Here is an 18,408-nt window from a genome sequence, read left to right as displayed (position 1 = left end):
CCGTCCGGCCTACCAGGCGACGTGATCGGCATGGTCCGGAGGAGGACATCATGGCTAAGGAGACTGGCACGTCGATGATTGCCCAGAATCGCAGGGCCCGGCATGACTACCAGATCGAGGATCGGTATGAGGCCGGCATCGCCCTGACCGGGACTGAGGTCAAGTCCTTGCGCGAAGGGCGGGCCTCTCTGGCTGAGTCATTCGTCAGTATCGACCGTCGGCACGAGGTCTGGCTGGAGAACGCGAATATCCCCGAGTATCTCAACGGCACCTGGAACAACCATGCCCCCAAGCGCAAGCGCAAGCTGCTTCTGCATGCCAAGCAGATCATTCGCCTGGAGCGGCAGATTCAGGCCAAGGGCTACACCATTGTCCCCCTGAGCCTGTATTTCAAGGATGGCAGAGTCAAGGTGGAGATCGCCGTGGCAAGGGGCAAGCGCGAGTATGACAAGCGTCAGTCCCTGCGGGAGGAACAGGACCGCCGTGAGGCCCAAAGGGCCATGCGCTACCGGAACCGTCGGGGCTGAAATATGTGCTGATGCACTTTCCGATTCTCAGATGATTCTTGGATAGGGACGACTGAATCCTGATATTGCCTTGCACTATGCAAGTCGACACGCCCGGAGCTAAGACGTCCGGCGGTGTTCTATAAGCTTCTGAAGCTTGCATTAAAGCCAAAATCCGCCCTGAAGAGCAAACCATGATTGATGATCATCAATCAGTCGGATGCATAAAAATACAAATGTGTGCATAATAGTGCATGTCAATCAAGGGATACGGAGGGTCGCCTCGGGGCGGTCCGGAAGAGGAGAAGACATGGGCAAGATCAAGGCGATGCTGACGGCGGCTCTGAGTGTCGCCCTGCTGGCCTCTATCGGGGCCTGCGGAACCACCGACGAGGCGGACAACAGCAGTGCATCGGGTAAGGCCACAACAAGTTCCCACCCGGCGGCTTTTGACGTCAGTGGCATCAAGAAGGATCCGGCCATCGCGGCCAAGGTGCCTGAGTCGGTGGCCAAGGACGGCAAGTTGACCGTGGGCATGGAGACCTCGTATGCTCCGGGTGAATTCATGAATGAGGACGGAAAGACACCGATTGGCTATGACGTGGACCTGTCGAACGCCATTGCCAAGGTGATGGGGCTCAAGGGGGAGATGGTCAGTGCCTCCTTCGATACCATCATCCCCGCCATCGGCAGCAAGTACGACGCGGGTATCTCCAGCTTCACCATCACCAAGGAGCGGATGCAGTCGGTCGACTTCGTCACCACCTTCAAGGCGGGCACGGCCTTTGCCGTCAAGAAGGGCAACCCCTCCAAGATCAATCCTGACGACATCTGCGGCGTCAAGGTCGGCGTGCAGACGGGCACTATCGAAGAGCAGCAGGCTGCTGACAAGATCTCGGCAGAGTGCAAGGCCAAGGGCAAGAAGCCGGTGGATGTGCAGTCCTACAAGCAGCAGACCGATGCTGCCACGGCAGTGGTCAACGGCAAGATCGACGTCTTCTACGCCGACTCCCAGGTGACCGGGTATGCCATCAAGCAGACCGATGGCCAGCTGGAGAAGCTGGGCAAGGATACCGACATCGTCCTGCAAGGCGCTGCTCTGAAGAAGGGCAGCGGCATGGCCGAGGCCACCCAGGCGGCTCTTCAGAAGTTGATCGACGATGGCACCTACGCCAAGATCCTCAAGAACTGGGGCGTTCAGAGCGGTGCTGTTGAGAAGGCGGAGATCAACCCTGCGGTCTCTGACTGAGGCAAGCCTCCAGGCGCGGGTCGGTTCAACAACCGGTCTGCGCCTAGCGGTTGGCCCGGCTGGATAGGCTAGGCCTGAATAAGTTCAGCGGTGCGGAAGGAAGCAGGAGATGCATACCAAGAAGGGGACGGACCGGATTCAGATCCCCGGCAGAATAGAGGCCAGGCCGGTGCGCAAGCCGGGGCCGATTGTGGCTGCCGTCATCGTGGCTATTTTCGTGGCCATGCTGATCCACGGCATGGTGACCAATCCCAACTTTGATTGGCCCACGGTCTGGAAGTACCTCTTTAACGAGCATGTCCTGGATGGTATCAAGTGGACCCTTCTGCTGACTGTCTACGCCATGGTTCTGGCCACAATTCTGGCCATCATCCTGGCAGTTATGCGCAAGTCTTCCAATCCGGTCCTGCGCTGGGTCAGCTGGTTCTTCATCTGGTTCTTCCGCGGCACTCCTGTATATACCCAGCTGGTCTTCTGGGGTCTGCTTTCCGTGCTGATTCCCAAGCTGGCCATTGGCATTCCCTTCGGGCCCGAGTTCTGGAGCGTCGACACCAAGACCGTACTCAACGCCACCGTGGCCACGGTTCTGGGCCTGGGACTGAACGAGGCTGCCTACCTTTCCGAAATCGTCCGTGCCGGCATCGAGGCCGTAGATCCTGGTCAGGAGGAGGCCGCCAAGGCCCTGGGTATGCCGCCCGCCATGATCATGAGGCGGATTGTTCTGCCTCAGGCCATGCGCATCATCGTGCCGCCTACCGGCAATGAGACCATCGGCATGCTCAAGACCACATCCCTGGCTCTTGCCGTGCCCTTCACCCTGGAGCTCCAGTTCGCCACCAACGCCATCGCCAACCGCATCTATAAGACCATCCCGCTGCTGATTGTGGCCTGCATCTGGTACCTGGTCATCACTTCTGTTCTGATGGTCATCCAGGCCCAGCTGGAGAAGCACTACGGCAAGGGCTTTGATTCGCAGCCCCTGGCCGGATCGGGGTCCAAGGACGGCAAGGATGGCGAGGATCCGCAGACCCGTCAGGAGACCGAGAAGGTCAACAAGGTCATGATGGCCGGGCTGAACGCCTAAGCGCAGGAGGAGAATCATGGACGAGGACAGGCAGACCAAGAAAGATGGTCAAGGCGGCAAGGATCCGGCCATCGTCATCAGGAATGTCCACAAGGTATTCGGCGATCAGCATGTGCTGCGGGGGATCAACCTGGAGGTCATGCCCGGCACGGTTACGGCCGTTCTGGGGCCTTCTGGTTCGGGCAAGTCAACCCTGCTGAGGCTGATCAACCAGCTGGAGACCCGCACAGCTGGAGAAATCTATGTGGATGGCGAGCTGACCGGATACCGGAAGATCGATACCGGCAAGGGCTCTGTGCTGCAGACCCTGGATGACAAGGCCATTGCCAAGCAGCGTTCCAAGATCGGCATGGTCTTTCAGCGCTTCAATCTCTTTCCTCACATGACGGCCTTGGAGAACGTCATGGAGGCGCCGGTTCATGTGGGACGGGTTCCCAAGACCGATGCCCGCCAGGAGGCTCAGGCCCAGCTGAAACGTGTAGGGCTGGAGGACAGGATGGACTACTATCCTGCCCAGCTCTCCGGCGGCCAGCAGCAGCGTGTGGCCATCGCGCGAGCATTGGCTATGCACCCCGACATCATGCTCTTCGATGAGCCCACCTCAGCCCTGGATCCGGAGTTGGTGGGGGAGGTCCTAGGGGTCATGCGACAGGTTGCCCAACAGGGCATGACCATGGTGGTGGTCACCCACGAGATGGGCTTCGCCCGAGAGGTGGCCGAGCAGATCGTCTTCATGGACCAAGGAGTCGTGGTGGAGCAGGGAGGCCCTGATATCATCGACCATCCTCGCACCGACAGGTTCGCCGAATTCCTGCACACCGTGCTGTAGCCTCAGGCTCTGTTCAGGTTGTAGAAATTCCGGCAAGAAGCCCCACGGGCGGGCAGCGGCGAAACTCCCAAGGTTAGACTGGGGCCCATGTGTGGAATCGTCGGTTATGCGGGATCAGTACGGACGGCCTGCGGCAGGCCCTTGGAGGTCTGCCTCAAGGGTCTGGAGCGTTTGGAGTACCGAGGGTATGACTCGGCCGGAGTGGCCCTGGCTGCCCCTGGGATGACGCGGGTGGCCGTACGCAAGAAGGCAGGACGCCTGGGCAATCTGGTCGCCGATCTGAAGGCCAAGCCCATGCCCGAGGCCACCGTAGGCATCGGCCACACCCGTTGGGCCACCAACGGAGAACCCACTGATGTCAACGCTCATCCCCACATCAGCCGTGACGGCAAGGTTGCGCTGATCCACAACGGGATCATCGAGAACGCCTCCAGGCTGCGGCTGGACCTGGAGGCCGAGGGATACACTTTTGTATCCTCTACGGATACCGAAGTGGCTGCCAAGCTCCTGGGCAAGATCGCCCAGGAGATCGTCGACGCCACCGGCCAGCCCGATATCTTCGAGGCCATCAGGCGTCTGGCCCGCATGCTCAAGGGAGCCTTCACCATCCTGGCAGTGGACTCGAGGCAGCCTGATCTGGTGGTGGGCATCCGACACGATTCGCCGCTGGTGGTCGGTCTGGGAGACGGGGAGAACTACCTGGGCTCCGATGTGGCTGCCTTCGTAGCCTATACGCGCCAAGCCATGGAGCTGGGGCAGGACCAAGCCGTCTGCATCAGCGCGGACCAGGTCAAGGTCACCGACTTCCAAGGGCATCCGGTGGAGCACCCGCGCCGTTACACCATCGACTGGGATGCCTCAGCCGCCGAAAAAGGCGGATGGGATTCCTTCATGGACAAGGAGATCCACGAGGACCCTGCGGCGGTCTCCAACACTCTGCTGGGCCGGTACGACGAGTCGGGCGACCTGGATTTGGACGAGGTCCACATCGACGAGGAGGTCTTCCGCCAGATCGACAAGATCATTGTTGTGGCCTGCGGGACGGCATCCTACGCGGGGCTGGTGGCCAAGTACGCCATAGAGCACTGGGTCCGTATTCCGGTGGAGGTCGAGCTGGCCCATGAGTTCCGCTACCGTGATCCCATCCTGACCCCACGCACACTGGTCGTAGCCATTTCCCAATCAGGGGAGACCATGGACACGTTGATGGCGCTTCGGCATGCACGGGAGCAGGGTTCAAGGGTACTGGCCATCTGCAACACCCAGGGGTCCACCATCCCTAGGGAGTCCGATGCCGTGCTCTACACCCACGCCGGCCCCGAGGTGGCTGTGGCCTCCACCAAGGCTTTCCTGGCTCAGATCGTGGCGGCCTACCTGCTGGGGCTGTACCTGGCCCAGGTCAAGGGGACCATGTATCGAGACGAAATCCACCAGACCATCGACAGCCTCAAAGCCATGCCAGCCAAAATCCAGAAGGTGCTGGACGGGCAGGCCGAGGTCATCAGCCAGACGGCTCAGCGCATGTCCAGGGCCCGCTCCTTCCTCTTCCTGGGTCGGCATGTGGGCTATCCGGTGGCCCTGGAGGGGGCGCTCAAGCTCAAGGAGATCGCCTACATCTTCACCGAGGGGTTCGCCGCTGGTGAGCTCAAGCACGGGCCCATCGCCCTGGTGGAGCCGGGGGAGCCTGTGGTGGTCATCGTCCCCAGCGCCCGGGGCCGCAATGTGCTGCACGACAAGGTCATCTCGGCCATTGAGGAGGTCAAGGCCCGTGGTGCCTTCACCATCGTCGTGGCCGAGGAGAGCGACCCGGATGCCGACCGCTATGCTGACGTGGTCTTTTGGCGGCCGCCCTGCCCGACCCTGCTCAGCCCCCTGGTTGATGTGGTCCCCCTGCAGCTGTTCGCCCTTGATATGGCCCGACTCAAGGGTCTGGACGTGGACAAGCCCCGCAACCTGGCCAAGTCGGTCACGGTGGAATAGGGTCCCATGGCTGTCGGGTCCGAGCAGCAGGGACACCGGATGGTTCTGGAGGAGCCGCAGATTCCCTTCGAACCCAGAATCATATACGAGGATCAACGCATCATTGTGGTCGACAAGCCCCATTTTCTGGCCACCATGCCCAGGGGGATGTGGTATGCCAGTACCGTGCTGATCCGGATGCGTCGGCTCTACGGGGAGCCCGACATCATCCCTGCTCACCGGTTGGACAGGGCCACAGCAGGTGTGCTGGTTCTGGTACGAGATCCGTCTGCCAGGCGGGCCTATCAGATGCTCTTCCAGGAGCATCGCGTGCGCAAGATCTACCAGTGTCTGGCGCCGGTACGACCCATAGCTCGCCCGCGGACCGGCACCGTGCGACACCTGGATCCGCCCCGGGTCTTCCCGCTAGAGCGCCGCTCCAGGGTGATCAAACGCCGAGGGGTTCTCCAGGCCTGGGAAGAGCGCGGGCCGGTCAATGCCGTTACTCGAGTCGAGCTGACGGCGGGCCATGGATGTCTGGCCACCTACACCCTCTACCCGAAGACCGGCAAGACCCACCAGCTACGTGTGCACATGAATGCTCTGGGTCTGCCCATAGTGGGCGACGACCTGTACCCACGAATCCAGACCCGGGCCTATGACGACTTCTCCCGACCACTGCAATTGGTGGCCCGTCGCTTGGAATTCACCGACCCCTTCACCGGGGGTAGGCGCGCCTTCGTCTCTTCCGTTCCCTTGGATCCTCAAGGCGAGGCCTAAACAGTCAGCCTGGTGGGACATAATGGTCAGGGGATCCCGGAGCCGCGGGACGACGTGGACGCGGCAGGTATCCCCGTCCGAGGTTTGAGACGGACCAGGAGGTTCTACCCATGAGCAAACCGACACGGCGGCCCTATCGATGGCCCAAGCATCTCAAGGGTCAGCAGTCCCTCTGGTACGGCTGCGACTACAACCCCGATCAGTGGCCTGAGGATACATGGGATGAGGACATCAGGCTGATGACCAAGGCAGGGGTCAACGTGGTGGCCTTGGCGGTCTTCTCCTGGTCGCGCATAGAGCCCAGCCAGGGTGTTTTCGACTTTGACTGGCTGGATCGGATTATTGACAAGCTTGGTCGGGCCGGCATCGGGGTCAACCTGGCATCGGCCACGGCTTCGCCGCCGCTCTGGCTGACCCAGGCCCATCCTGAGGTTCTGCTCAGGGACGAGCGAGGCGACACGGTTTGGCCCGGGGCCCGGCAGCATTGGCGGCCTACCTCGCCGATCTTCCGGTCCTACGCCTTGAAACTCTGCCGGGCCATGGCCGAGCACTACCGGGACAACCCCTATCTGGTGGCCTGGCATGTGGGCAATGAGTATGGCTGTCACAATCGCTTCGACTATTCCGACGATGCCATGCGGGCCTTCCAGCGCTGGTGCCGCCGCCGTTACAAGGACATCGATGCCGTCAATCGCGCCTGGGGTACGGACTTCTGGTCACAGAGGTTGAGCGATTTCTCGCAGATTCTGCCGCCGCGTTTCATCGGCCAGGGGAATTTCCAGAATCCGGGCCGCATGCTGGACTTTGAGCGGTTCAGCTCTGACGCCCTCAAGGATTTCTACATGGCCGAGCGCGATACCTTGGCTGAGATCACCCCGGATATACCTTTGACCACCAACTTCATGGTCAGTGCCGGCGGATTCGCCCTGGACTACGACGACTGGGGCAACCAGGTGGACTTTGTGGCCAACGACCACTATGTGACCCCGGGCAGGGATCATCTGGAAGAGCTGGCCTATTCCTCCAGCCTGGTGGATGCCATCGCCCGTAGGCGCCCCTGGTGGCTTATGGAGCAGGCCACTTCGGCGGTCAACTGGCGGCCGGTCAACCCCCGTAAGGAGCCCGGACAGCTGGAGCGCGACTCCCTGGCCCACCTGGCACTCGGGGCTGATGCCATCTGCTACTTCCAGTGGAGGCAGTCCCGGGCTGGGGCGGAAAAGTTCCACTCGGCCATGCTGCCTCATGCAGGCGAAGACACGGCAGTCTTCCGCGACGTCTGCCAGCTGGGAGGGGACCTGCAGGGCCTCTCGCAGGCTGGCTTGGCTGGTACCACGCTGGCCAAGGCCCCGGTGGCCCTGGTCTTCGACTATGCAAGCCAGTGGGCCAGCTCCCACGCAGCCTCACCCAGCGACCGGGTCGAGCATGGCCAGGAGCCGCCGGTCTGGTACCGGGCCTTCCTTGACAACGCCATCCGACCTGATGTTCTCCCAGTCAGGGCTGACTGGGAGGAGTACCCGCTGGTGGTCCTGCCAGCCCTCTATCTGATTAACGCTGTCCTCTCCAAGCGGCTGCACAAGTATGTGCATGGTGGAGGGCGGCTGATCGTCACCTGGGGCAGCGGCATCGCCGACGAGCAGGACCGCGTCTGGACCGGCGGCTATCCAGGGCCGCTTCGGGACCTGCTGGGTCTGTCGGTCGAGGAGTTCGCACCCATGGCTCCCGGCACGCCTGGTGTGCTGGACCATCTGGATCTGACCAATGGGGTTACGGCGCACGATTGGGCCGATGTCATCGGTCACCTGGATAAGGACACTGACGTCCTGGCAAGCTACCGGTCGGATCCCTGGACAGGGATGGATGGCATGCCAGCCATGACCGTCCACGACTGGGGTCATGGTAAGGCCGCCTACCTGGGTTGCCGTCTGGATGCCCAGGATCTGGCCAAGGTCCTTCCTTCCCTGCTGGAGGCGCTGGATATCGCCGATATGAGGTCGGCCCATGGAGACCCTGATCTGTTGAGAATTGAGCGAGTCAGCAAGGATGATCGGACGCGCTTCGTCTTTCTGTTCAACCGGACCAGGCATCCGGTTCAGGTTCAGCTGGAGGGCCAGATCCTGGTGGGTTCACTGGCCGGCATTGACGGGGATGGCAAGCAGGCCAGTCTGCAGGTCAATGGCGCGTTGGTGCAGCGTGTGGTCGGCCATCGGCATTGAGCTGGTGAATCCTGTACATGCCGGCGAAGATCAACTCGGGATCATAGACCTCGATCAGATCGGTGTCTTCTGAGAAGGTACGACCCATGCCGCCCGTGGCCACCACGTGGAAGTCCCGGCCTATCTCGCTGCGGTATTGGCGAATGATCCGCTCCAGACCGCCGAGGAAGTTGTAATAGAGCCCGGCCTGCATGGCCGTCCTGGTACCCGTTGCCATGATGGTCTGAGGGCGGGTGATCTCCACCTGGGGGAGCTGGGCGGTCTGACCGGCAAGGGCCTGGGCCCCTGAACGGATACCCGGCACGATCAGGCCTGAGCGAATGGCGCCCCTGTCATCCACATAGTTGAAGGTGGTGGCCGTGCCGAAGTCGATAACCAGTACAGGCCCTCCGTAGCGGTGGAAGGCGCCCACGCAGTCAGCCAGGCAGTCGGCGCCCAGGGAGCGCGGGTCGTCCAGACGGATGTTCATGCCCGTCTTCACGCCAGGGCCCACCACCATGGGGTCGATGGAAAAGAAGCGGATCAGACAGGATCTGACGGCGTGCATGACCGCAGGAGCCACCGAGGAGATGATGGCATCCTGCACGTCCGCAGTCTTGTAGCCGGCCAGGGCCATGAGCTGCCCCAGCAGAAGCCCGAACTCATCGGCCGTGTGGTCGATCCTTGTGGTCAGCCTGTAGGAGGCGGCAACATGGTCGCCCTCCATGAATCCGACCTCGATGTTGGTGTTGCCGATGTCGATGGCCAGCAGCATGTCTCTTCCTCCCTGCCGTCGTCCGGGCGCGTGGCGCTTTCCGAATCCATCCTAAGCGCATAAGCCTGGGTGATGGCTTCGGGGAGTATGCTGGTGGGCGGTGATCGACCAAAATGGCGGTCAACCACAGCATAAGGATTCGTCAATGAACGCAGATCGACACGGCACGCATGCCCATGGCAGCGTGACCGCAGCAGATACAGAGGCGGCCCAGGAGCCAGGCCCAAGCACTGACCCCGAACTCAACGCCTGGATCAGGCCTATGAGGTCGGGCGGCAACACCCTGCCCTGGAAGCTGCTCAGTCTGCTGCTGGCACTGGCCTTGGCTATCTCCCTGTGGACCGGGCATCGTGGAGTCGCTGGTCAGGCCGAGGGCGGGAGCGTGGCGGACACGGTCACGGTGGGGCTCAAGCTGGCTCCCACCAATCTGGATATCCGCAACCAGTCGGGTACGGCGCTGGATCAGCTTCTGATCGGCAATGTCTATCAGGGCCTGGTGTCGCGGGATTCCCGGAACCAGGTGCGCCCAGGGCTGGCCAGGAGCTGGAATGTCTCCGAGGACGGCCTGGTCTACACCTTCCACCTGCATGAAGGCATCCGCTTCTCCAACGGTCATGCTCTTCGGGCCCAGGACGTGGTCGACTCCATTCGCGGGCTCATGACAGGCCACTATCAGGGCAGCGAGATGCTGGAGGGCTTCCAGGGCGTTGAGGCTACGGATCCGCTGACGGTGCGCCTGACGCTGTCCAGACCCTACCAGGACCTGCTCTGGCAGTTGAGCGGGCGGGCCGGTCTGGTCCTTGACCGACGAGCTCATTACGACATGAAGACCCAGGCTGTGGGATCCGGCCCATACTTGTTGGAAAGCTTCAGGCCAAACGACTCGGTAACGCTCAAGGCCGATCCACACTACTGGGGCAGTGACAAGCCTAAGACGCCAACCATCGTCATCCGTTACCTCAATGATGACAACGCCGCCGTCAACGCCCTGCGTAGCGGGGATGTGCAGGTGCTGGCTCCGGTCACCGAGAACCTGGCCAGCCCCTTCCGCAAGAGCCCCGACTTCCAGGTCAAGGCGGGCGACGATACCGACAAGTACGTCTTGGCCATGAACGGCAAGGGTGGCGCCACATCCGATCCACGGGTGCGTCAGGCCATCCGCCATGCCATCGACCATCGGCAGCTGATCGCCTCCCGGGGAGGATCGGACAGGGCTCTGGGCGGCCCCATACCCTCTCTGGATCCCGGCTATCAGGATCTGACCGGGCTCTACCCCCACGATCCGGAGCAGGCGCGGCGGCTTCTGGCCCAGGCCGGGTACGGTCCCGAACACCGGCTCAAGCTGCGACTGACCTATGCCAACACCTATGGCAGCGAACTGGGCGATCAGCTGCGCTCGCAGCTGCGTCAGGTGGGCATCGACCTGGATGTGCGGGTGGTGGAATTTTCAGTCTGGCTCCAGGATGTGCATGCTAACAAGGACTACGACCTGTCTCTGGTGGATCATGGCGAGAGCCATGACTTCCACCAGTGGGCCAACCCCGGCTACTACTACAACTATGACAATCGTCAGGTCCAGGAGCTTTACCGTCAGGCCATGGTCACGACCTCCGCTGATGACTCCAACAGGCTCCTAGCCCAGGCCGCCCGAATCGTCAGCAAGGACGCAGCGGCGGACTGGCTCTTCAACTACCGGGTGACCACGGCCTGGCGGAAGGGGTTGGAGGGCTTCCCGGTCGATCTCAACCAGTCCCTCATGCCCTTGTCCGATGTGACCTACAGGCGGGGGTGACCATGGCCAGATTCTTGATGCGGCGGCTGGCGCTCTTCATCTTGGCGCTGATGGGCATTTCGCTGCTCATCTTCCTGGCCTTGCGCATTCTGCCCGGTGACGTGGCCGCCGTCATGGCCGGGCTGGATGCCGCGCCCGAACGCGTCGGGCGGCTGCGTCGGCAGATGGGCCTGGACCGCTCCTACCCAAGGCAGTATCTGGATTGGATCAGCGACTTTCTGCAAGGGGATCTGGGCAGGTCCATTCTGACCAACCGTTCCATTGCTTCTCAGGTAGGTGTCCGAGCCCAGATCACCTTTCCGCTGATTCTTTTGGGACTGGGCGTGGCTCTGCTGCTGGGCATTCCCCTGGGCTGTGCGGCCGCTCTGGCTCGCTCGCCACGAATGCAGTCATTCAGCCACATGGTAGCCATCGTGGGCGGATCAGTACCGGCCCTCTGGTCAGGACTGCTGCTGATCATGCTCTTCGCCAAGGGCAGCGGCCTGATTGGTCTGTTGCCCTCTCAGGGCTTTCCTGCACTCGGCTGGGCTCAGCCGGGTCAGGCCTTGGCGGCATTGATTCTGCCCGCGCTGTCCACCGGCATCATCGTGGGTGCCGGCATCATGCGGTACACCCGCTCCTTGTTGGGCGACATGCTCTCTTCGGGGTATGTGGACATGGGCATGGCCTGCGGGATGACCCGGACCCAGGCTGCTCTGCGCATCGGTCTGCGGCTGGCTTCCCCCCAGCTGGTTTCGGTGATTGGACTGACCATGGCCGAGATGATCACCGGGGTCATGGTCAGCGAGAACCTGTTCGCCCTGCCGGGACTGGGCTCCATGCTGATCACCGATGTGGGCAACCGGGATCTTCCGGCCGTTCAATCCGAGCTCCTTTTGCTGGCGGCCTTCTTCCTCTTCCTGGGACTGCTGGTGGACGTTATTCATAGGCTGATCGATCCGCGTTTTCGAGGTGCGGCCAGACAGGAGGTGGCTGCCTGATGAGTTGGGAACACGCAGACAGGCCCCACCTGGGATTGAGAGCCACATTCCCCGGCCAACTGGGATTCTTCGGACGGGTGCGGGTGGTGCTGGCCAGCATGTGGTGCAAGGCCTCGGGGCGTTACTCGATGACTGTTCTGGCCATATGGATCCTGGTCTCCCTGGTCTCCAGGTTCTGGACCCCGGTTCCGATTTGGGTCACTGACGGGTACCGGATCTGGCAGGCCCCCAGCCGCGCCCATCTGCTGGGAACGGATGGCACCGGGGCAGACATTCTTTCCTGGCTGATGGCGGGATCGGCCACCAACCTGGCCATCAGCCTTCTGGCGGTCCTCCTATCAGGCGTATTGGGGCTCCTTCTGGTCATGGCCATGGTCTCGCGTCGTTCCGGGGTATCGCAAACGGTCGTAGTCCTGGTCGATGCCCTGATTTCCCTGCCTACAGTTCTGCTGGCCCTGATCCTGGCTGTCCCCCTGGGCCCCAGCATCGCCGTGGTCGTCGTGGCCTGTGGGTTCGGTTATGGACTCAACCTGGCCCGGATCGTACGGCCCCAAGCGCTCCTGGCGGCAGAGTCGGACTATGTGCGATCCGCCCGACACAGCGGGGTCGGATCCTTCAGAATCTTCTGCACCCATCTGGTGCCTAATGTCATTCCTGTCCTGTGCGTACAGCTTTCCATGTCGGCGGGGACCTCCGTGCTGGCTGAGGCAGGGTTGACCTACTTGGGGGTGGGTGTTCCCTCCGGTCTGCCCTCCTGGGGGCACTCACTGACCACCTCGGTCAAGTTCATCAATGTCTTTCCACTTACTGTGCTCTGGCCTGGCCTGGTGGTCACCATGGTGGTGGTTGCTCTGAACCTGTTCGGTGACGCCCTGCGTGATGCCATCGATCCGGTTACCAACCCCAGGCTCAGGGCTGCCGTAGCTGCCGCCGGACGGTCCACTCTTCAATCTGCGCGTCAGGAAACGTCTGCGCAATCAGATGACTCTGGTCGTCATGTCGAGAATACGATCCATGCAGGCGAGGGAGACTAACCATGTCGCTGAATATTGACGGCCTGAGCTTGTCCATCAATGGCCGCACCATTCTCGACCAGGTGGATCTCCAGGTGAAGGATGGCCAACGGGTTGGCCTGATCGGATCCTCAGGCTCCGGAAAGTCGATGATCGCCCGCAGTGTTTTGGGCACCACACCACTGACGGCCTCCCTGTCGGGATCCATTCTGGTGGACGGGCTCCAGATTCTTGGTTCGGACGATCGGTCCCTGGCGGACCTGCGCGGTTCCCGTATGGGCATGATCTTTCAGAATCCTTCCACGGCCTTGAACCCGGTCAAGAAGATCTACAGTCAGGTTGAGCTTCCCCTCCGTCGCCACTATCGTCTGAGCGTCCAGGAACGGCGCAGACGGGTTATGGAGATATTGGCCCAGGTCGGGTTGGATGAGGGGCTGGCCGGTTCCTACCCGCATGAGCTGTCCGGGGGGCAGCAGCAGCGGGCGGCCATAGCCACGGCCCTGGTCACCAAGCCCAGACTGATTCTGGCAGACGAGCCGACCACGGCCCTGGATGCAATAACCCAGCGGCAGATTGTGGACCTGCTGGTCTCCCTGGTCGACCAGAATGGGGCCTCCCTGCTGTTCATCACCCATGATTTCTCAGTCCTGGCCCGGGTTGCCGATTACTGCTACATCCTCGACGCTGGGCGAGTGGTGGAAAGCGGACAGACGCAGAGCATTCTGCGTAGTCCATCCAGTCCGCAGGGCAGGACCCTGGTGCGGGCGGCCAGAGAGTTGACGCTGAGCACAGATGGAGGCAAGCATGAGGCTGACTGACGGTGCACATGCCGATCCGATCCTGATCGGGGAGGGCCTGACCAAGGTCTATGCCTCCACCGGCAGTGGAACGGCTCGAGAAGCTGCAGTTGACGGCATCGATGTTTCCCTCCTGCCGGGGGAGTGCCTGGCGATCATAGGGGAGTCCGGCTCGGGGAAAACCACGCTTTCCCGTCTGCTTCTGGGCCAGCTGAGGCCTAATGCCGGGCAGGTGGCATATTTGGGCAGATCAGTTCTCCATGGTTCCGCGGCAGCTAAGTCGCTTGCCCATGATTCCGCTCTGGTCTTCCAGAACCCCTTTGCTTCCCTGGATCCCCGGTGGACCATCGGTCGGTCGGTAGCCGAACCTCTGCTGGCTGTCAGGCGCAGGGAAAGCGGACAAGACCTTGCCGATCGGGTGGCCCAGGTGCTGTCAGAGGTCCAGCTTGATCCGGACAGGATCATGACGGCTTATCTCTCCGATCTTTCAGGCGGCCAGGCCCAGCGGGCGGCCATAGCCCGGGCCCTGATCGTCAAGCCTAGGATACTCTTGGCCGATGAGCCTATGAGTGCCATCGACGTTTCAGCACGCGTAGGGATTCTCCATACCCTTCAATCAATCATGGCCCAGTCCAAACAGCAGAGCGATTCGTCAAATGGTATGTCCATGATTATCATCTCCCATGATCTGGGTGTGGTCCAGCACATAGCAGACAGGGTCATGGTGCTCAGGCAGGGGAAGGTTGTGGAGGAGGGGCCGGTGAAGGCCATCCTCAATCATCCTGAGCAGTCCTATACCCGTCAGCTTCTGGCTGCTGCAACCCTGTAAGTGTTCGTTTTCCCGACGATTGACCACATGGTCGTTCGCCCACTGCTTGACTCCTGCCGTGGCAATAGACTGGGGAATCATGGTGGACATCCAGGATGCAGGGCAGGCGCTGAAGCGGTATTTCGGATATGAGTCCTTTCGCCCGGGTCAGCAGGATCTGGTCAAGGCTATCCTGAATGGGCGGGACTGCCTGGGTGTTATGCCGACCGGGGCCGGCAAATCCATTTGCTATCAGATTCCTGCCACTCTGCTGGACGGTCTGACCATCGTCATCTCTCCCTTGGTTTCCCTGATGAAGGACCAGGTGGACGGGCTGGAGGATGCAGGCATCCAGGCCTCATTCGTCAATTCCACCCAGGACATGGATGAGCAGTCCCTGGCCCTGGCTCAGGCTGCACAAGGGCGCAGCAAGATCCTCTACGTGGCTCCCGAGCGGCTGGACGCCCCCAGATTCAGGGAATTCGCCCAGCATACAAAAATTTCCCTGCTGGCTGTGGACGAAGCCCACTGCGTATCCCAATGGGGTCAGGACTTCCGCCCTGCCTACCTGGGCATCGGCGATTTCATCAGGTCCCTGCCCGACCGACCTACGGTGGCGGCCTTCACCGCTACGGCGACCGAGAAGGTTCGGCGCGACATCGTATACATGTTGGGCCTTGATGACCCTTACGTGGCGGTGACGGGTTTCGACAGGCCCAACCTCTTCTTCGACGTGATCAAGTTGGAGAGCAAATACAAGAATCGCTGGGTGGTCCAGTACGCACTGAAGCATGGCGATGATTCTGGCATCGTCTACTGCGCCACCCGCAAGGAGACTGAAGCTCTGGCTGATGACCTGACCAAGGCCGGTGTTAGTGCTGTCAGCTACCACGCTGGCATGGATGCACAGGACAGGGAGCAGGCGCAACGGGACTTCGTCAACGACAAGGTGCAGGTTGTCGTGGCCACCAATGCCTTCGGCATGGGCATCGACAAGTCCAACGTACGTTATGTCATTCATCACAATATGCCTGAGAGCATCGAAGCCTACTACCAGGAGGCCGGCAGAGCGGGACGTGACGGCGAGCCAGCCCGTTGCTCCCTGCTGTGGAACGAGAGTGACATTGTCACCCGCAGGCGCCTGCTGGACATGGACAACGGCAATGACAGACTGACTGGTGAGCAGGCTGAAGCAGTCAGGGCCGAACACCGGCGTCTGCTCAACGTCATGATCGGTTACTGTCGGACCACCGGCTGCCTTCACCAGTACATGCTGCGGTATTTCGGCGAGGAGGTGGATCAGGCTGCCGCAGGTCTTTCGCCTGCCGAGGCTGACAAGGGCAAATCCGTCCCGGTCGGGCATCCTGACACGGGCAGCGGCGGCTGCCAGAACTGTTCCAACTGTCTGAGCACTTTCACGACCATCGATGTCAGCGATGTGGCCCGTGCCATCAGCAGGTGCGTTCATGATGTGAACCAGGGATTCGGCTCCGGCAAGATCGCGCAAATTCTCCGGGGATCGCGCTCGCAGGATCTTCTTCGGCGAGGGTTGGATCGGTGCCCTAGCTATGGTGCTCTGGACCAGGTTCCAGAGGCGCGAATCCGTGACGTGCTCAACCAGATGGCCTCGGACGGGTATTTGTATATCACCGAAGGGCGGCTGCCCATGGTCCATTTCGGGCCCAAGGCCGCGCAGACGGTCAGTCCGGACTTCCATTACGAGATCAAGCGGACGGAACGCCCGCGTGCCTCGGGCAAGGTCTACGGCGGCAGGTCTTCTTCGACTGTCGACGATGACGGTCTCGATCAGGCCGCTGCTAGCGATGCCAGCCCAGAGGATGAGGAACTTTTCCAGAAGTTGCGCGATCTGCGGACCAGCATAGCCCGCAAGATTGGCAAGCCTCCCTACATTGTCTTCTCCGACAAGGCACTGCGCGATATGTGCCGTCTTCGTCCGGCTGATGATGCAACCTTCCTGGCCGTCAATGGTGTGGGGGAGCACAAGCTGGAGCAGTATGGACCCCAGTTCATGGGTGTCATCTCCGAGTTTTCGGCCAGAAGAGGGGTGGATGTGGTCAGGGGCACTGCCGAATCTGATAGGTAGGTCGGCCTACCATGAGACATACACGACTTCATCAAGGTTGCCTTTCATACCGGGCGCCCGACAGGAAAGGAAATAACAATGGCTGACAAACCTATTGTAGAGAGCTTCCAGCTGGATCACACCAAGGTCAAGGCGCCCTACGTTCGACTGATCGACGAGGAGAAGGGGCCCCAGGGAGACATCATCTCCAACTATGATCTCCGTCTGGTCCAGCCCAACCAGAACGCCATTCCAACTGCCGGGCTGCACACCATCGAGCACACCATCGCCGTGCTCCTGCGCGAGCGCATCCCCGGATACATCGACTGCTCGCCCTTCGGCTGCCGGACGGGCTTCCACCTGCTTGCCTGGGGCCGTCATTCGACCGAGGATGTGGCCAAGGCCCTGAAGGAGTCGCTGGAGTTCATCGCCGAAAAGGCCACCTGGGACGACGTGCCCGGAACCGAGATCACCTCCTGCGGCAACTATCGCGACCATTCGCTCTTCTCGGCCAAGCAGTGGAGCCGCGACATCGTGGCCGCCGGCATCAGCTCCGATCCTTTTGAGCGCAAGCTGGTCTGATCGCTGACAGGCAAACAACTGGGCCTGAGGAAGGGTATGTTCCTTTCCTCAGGCCCAGTTCGATGCAACAGACGAAAGCTCAACTACGCAATATGGTTTCGATCTGTTTCATCTGATCGTCATCAATCTGCATGGCTGGTTCGCGGATGCGCGTGCTGATGGGAAGACCCTGCAGTCGCACAGCTCCCTTGATGGCTGACACGAACAAATCCGCAGTGTCGTAAATCGCCATCAGGTGGTTGATGCGTCGTGCCTTGTCAAGCGCAGTCCGGTAATCGCCCTCTTGATAGGCCTGATGCATGGCCACGAAGGTTTCCGGCTCCACGTTGGTCAGGCCCGATAAAACACCGTTGCCTCCGCAGATGCGATTGACCATATAGTATTCGTCGAATCCGGAGAACACCGAGAACTCAGGGCTGACACGTCTGACTGCCGATACGACTCGACGTGTGTGGCTGATTGTGTCTACGGTGTCTTTGATGCCAACGATGTTTGGACATTCCTGGGCCAGTTTAGCGACCAACTCCGGGGAGCAGTCGTTGCCTGTACGAGCCGGGAAGTTGTAGAGGATCACCGGCACAGTCGAGGCGTGGGCGATGCTGGTGAAATATCGGTAAGCGGTCGGTTCCGAAGGGCCGAAATAATAGGGGCTGACAGCCACCACGGCATCGGCGCCGATTTGTCCGGCAAACTTGGTCAGATCCATAACCCGGTCCATGTCAGTGTCGCCTACTCCGACGAATACCTTCATGCGCCCCCGTATATGGTCGACGGCGAATTGCAGAGCTGAGCGCTTCTCTTGGAGATCATAAGCATAGAACTCGCCGATGCTTCCGAACAGGAGCACTCCATTAATGCCAGCCTGGATCAGATGGTCCAGATGTCGTCCCCACAGGTCGGTGTCGATGACTCCTTGATCGTCGCTGATGGTAATCGACGGGCAGAATATTCCCTCGAATTTAGCTGATGATGTGCTCAT

16 protein-coding genes are annotated in these 18,408 nt (G+C 61.1%); 14 read left to right on the top strand and 2 right to left on the bottom strand.

Going from position 1 to position 18,408, the window contains the following annotated elements:
* Positions 1–50 precede the first annotated feature (50 nt).
* The 7 genes from smpB to P273_RS0101035 all read left to right on the top strand — a co-directional run bounded on the left by smpB (position 51) and on the right by P273_RS0101035 (position 8,620).
* Complete coding sequence (gene smpB / locus P273_RS0101065) at positions 51–527, top strand: SsrA-binding protein SmpB (protein WP_024626674.1); 477 nt, start codon at positions 51–53, stop codon at positions 525–527.
* Between the two features lie 289 nt (positions 528–816).
* The gene (locus P273_RS0101060; RefSeq protein ID WP_024626673.1) at positions 817–1,755 is read left to right on the top strand and encodes an ABC transporter substrate-binding protein; all 939 of its coding nucleotides are present in this window, start codon (positions 817–819) and stop codon (positions 1,753–1,755) included.
* Positions 1,756–1,864: 109 nt separating this feature from the next.
* The gene (locus P273_RS0101055) at positions 1,865–2,839 is read left to right on the top strand and encodes an amino acid ABC transporter permease (RefSeq protein WP_024626672.1); all 975 of its coding nucleotides are present in this window, start codon (positions 1,865–1,867) and stop codon (positions 2,837–2,839) included.
* Positions 2,840–2,855: 16 nt separating this feature from the next.
* Complete coding sequence (locus P273_RS0101050; protein ID WP_024626671.1) at positions 2,856–3,668, top strand: amino acid ABC transporter ATP-binding protein; 813 nt, start codon at positions 2,856–2,858, stop codon at positions 3,666–3,668.
* A gap of 87 nt (positions 3,669–3,755) precedes the next feature.
* Complete coding sequence (gene glmS / locus P273_RS0101045) at positions 3,756–5,648, top strand: glutamine--fructose-6-phosphate transaminase (isomerizing) (protein WP_024626670.1); 1,893 nt, start codon at positions 3,756–3,758, stop codon at positions 5,646–5,648.
* Positions 5,649–5,654: 6 nt separating this feature from the next.
* The gene (locus P273_RS0101040; RefSeq protein ID WP_024626669.1) at positions 5,655–6,407 is read left to right on the top strand and encodes a pseudouridine synthase; all 753 of its coding nucleotides are present in this window, start codon (positions 5,655–5,657) and stop codon (positions 6,405–6,407) included.
* Between the two features lie 110 nt (positions 6,408–6,517).
* Entirely contained in the window at positions 6,518–8,620 is a 2,103-nt protein-coding gene (locus tag P273_RS0101035) for a beta-galactosidase (RefSeq protein ID WP_024626668.1), read from the top strand.
* Here P273_RS0101035 and P273_RS0101030 read toward each other — a convergent pair.
* Entirely contained in the window at positions 8,577–9,374 is a 798-nt protein-coding gene (locus tag P273_RS0101030) for a type III pantothenate kinase (RefSeq protein ID WP_024626667.1), read from the bottom strand. The two genes, P273_RS0101035 and P273_RS0101030, sit on opposite strands and share 44 nt — an antisense overlap.
* 145 nt (positions 9,375–9,519) lie before the next feature.
* Here P273_RS0101030 and P273_RS0101025 point away from each other — a divergent pair, with 145 nt between their 5' ends.
* The 7 genes from P273_RS0101025 to P273_RS0100995 all read left to right on the top strand — a co-directional run bounded on the left by P273_RS0101025 (position 9,520) and on the right by P273_RS0100995 (position 17,429).
* Positions 9,520–11,166: an ABC transporter substrate-binding protein gene (locus P273_RS0101025; RefSeq protein WP_024626666.1), complete on the top strand. Its 1,647-nt coding sequence runs from the start codon at positions 9,520–9,522 to the stop codon at positions 11,164–11,166.
* 2 nt (positions 11,167–11,168) lie between these two features.
* The gene (locus tag P273_RS0101020) at positions 11,169–12,146 is read left to right on the top strand and encodes an ABC transporter permease (RefSeq protein WP_024626665.1); all 978 of its coding nucleotides are present in this window, start codon (positions 11,169–11,171) and stop codon (positions 12,144–12,146) included.
* A gap of 98 nt (positions 12,147–12,244) precedes the next feature.
* A complete protein-coding gene (locus tag P273_RS0101015; protein WP_024626664.1) occupies positions 12,245–13,180 on the top strand; it encodes an ABC transporter permease in 936 nt (311 codons plus the stop codon).
* 2 nt (positions 13,181–13,182) lie between these two features.
* A complete protein-coding gene (locus P273_RS0101010) occupies positions 13,183–13,977 on the top strand; it encodes an ABC transporter ATP-binding protein (RefSeq protein ID WP_024626663.1) in 795 nt (264 codons plus the stop codon).
* Positions 13,964–14,785 (top strand): ABC transporter ATP-binding protein, encoded by an 822-nt coding sequence (locus P273_RS0101005; protein WP_029675987.1) that lies wholly within the window; start codon positions 13,964–13,966, stop codon positions 14,783–14,785. Before P273_RS0101010 ends, P273_RS0101005 begins: the two co-directional genes overlap by 14 nt.
* A gap of 79 nt (positions 14,786–14,864) precedes the next feature.
* A complete protein-coding gene (locus P273_RS0101000; protein ID WP_024626661.1) occupies positions 14,865–16,868 on the top strand; it encodes a RecQ family ATP-dependent DNA helicase in 2,004 nt (667 codons plus the stop codon).
* 78 nt (positions 16,869–16,946) lie between these two features.
* Positions 16,947–17,429, top strand: a complete 483-nt coding sequence (locus P273_RS0100995; protein ID WP_024626660.1) for an S-ribosylhomocysteine lyase — start codon at positions 16,947–16,949, stop codon at positions 17,427–17,429.
* A 79-nt stretch (positions 17,430–17,508) separates the two neighbouring features.
* Here P273_RS0100995 and P273_RS0100990 read toward each other — a convergent pair whose 3' ends face one another.
* Complete coding sequence (locus P273_RS0100990) at positions 17,509–18,408, bottom strand: dihydrodipicolinate synthase family protein (RefSeq protein ID WP_024626659.1); 900 nt, start codon at positions 18,406–18,408, stop codon at positions 17,509–17,511.

The sequence above is a fragment of the Bifidobacterium sp. A11 genome (genome assembly GCF_000499185.1).
Classification (GTDB): domain Bacteria; phylum Actinomycetota; class Actinomycetes; order Actinomycetales; family Bifidobacteriaceae; genus Bombiscardovia; species Bombiscardovia mizhiensis.
The sequence above is the reverse complement of the archived record's forward strand: the minus strand, read 5'-3'. Positions and strand labels throughout refer to the sequence as shown.

Bases quoted from the DNA above. Each gene is read 5' to 3' on its own strand.
- smpB (WP_024626674.1), top strand. From the start codon at position 51: ATGGCTAAGGAGACTGGCACGTCGATGATTGCCCAGAATCGCAGGGCC.
- P273_RS0101060 (WP_024626673.1), top strand. From the start codon at position 817: ATGGGCAAGATCAAGGCGATGCTGACGGCGGCTCTGAGTGTCGCCCTG.
- P273_RS0101055 (WP_024626672.1), top strand. From the start codon at position 1,865: ATGCATACCAAGAAGGGGACGGACCGGATTCAGATCCCCGGCAGAATA.
- P273_RS0101050 (WP_024626671.1), top strand. From the start codon at position 2,856: ATGGACGAGGACAGGCAGACCAAGAAAGATGGTCAAGGCGGCAAGGAT.
- glmS (WP_024626670.1), top strand. From the start codon at position 3,756: ATGTGTGGAATCGTCGGTTATGCGGGATCAGTACGGACGGCCTGCGGC.
- P273_RS0101040 (WP_024626669.1), top strand. From the start codon at position 5,655: ATGGCTGTCGGGTCCGAGCAGCAGGGACACCGGATGGTTCTGGAGGAG.
- P273_RS0101035 (WP_024626668.1), top strand. From the start codon at position 6,518: ATGAGCAAACCGACACGGCGGCCCTATCGATGGCCCAAGCATCTCAAG.
- P273_RS0101030 (WP_024626667.1), bottom strand. From the start codon at position 9,374: ATGCTGCTGGCCATCGACATCGGCAACACCAACATCGAGGTCGGATTC.
- P273_RS0101025 (WP_024626666.1), top strand. From the start codon at position 9,520: ATGAACGCAGATCGACACGGCACGCATGCCCATGGCAGCGTGACCGCA.
- P273_RS0101020 (WP_024626665.1), top strand. From the start codon at position 11,169: ATGGCCAGATTCTTGATGCGGCGGCTGGCGCTCTTCATCTTGGCGCTG.
- P273_RS0101015 (WP_024626664.1), top strand. From the start codon at position 12,245: ATGTGGTGCAAGGCCTCGGGGCGTTACTCGATGACTGTTCTGGCCATA.
- P273_RS0101010 (WP_024626663.1), top strand. From the start codon at position 13,183: ATGTCGCTGAATATTGACGGCCTGAGCTTGTCCATCAATGGCCGCACC.
- P273_RS0101005 (WP_029675987.1), top strand. From the start codon at position 13,964: ATGAGGCTGACTGACGGTGCACATGCCGATCCGATCCTGATCGGGGAG.
- P273_RS0101000 (WP_024626661.1), top strand. From the start codon at position 14,865: ATGGTGGACATCCAGGATGCAGGGCAGGCGCTGAAGCGGTATTTCGGA.
- P273_RS0100995 (WP_024626660.1), top strand. From the start codon at position 16,947: ATGGCTGACAAACCTATTGTAGAGAGCTTCCAGCTGGATCACACCAAG.
- P273_RS0100990 (WP_024626659.1), bottom strand. From the start codon at position 18,408: ATGAGCACATCATCAGCTAAATTCGAGGGAATATTCTGCCCGTCGATT.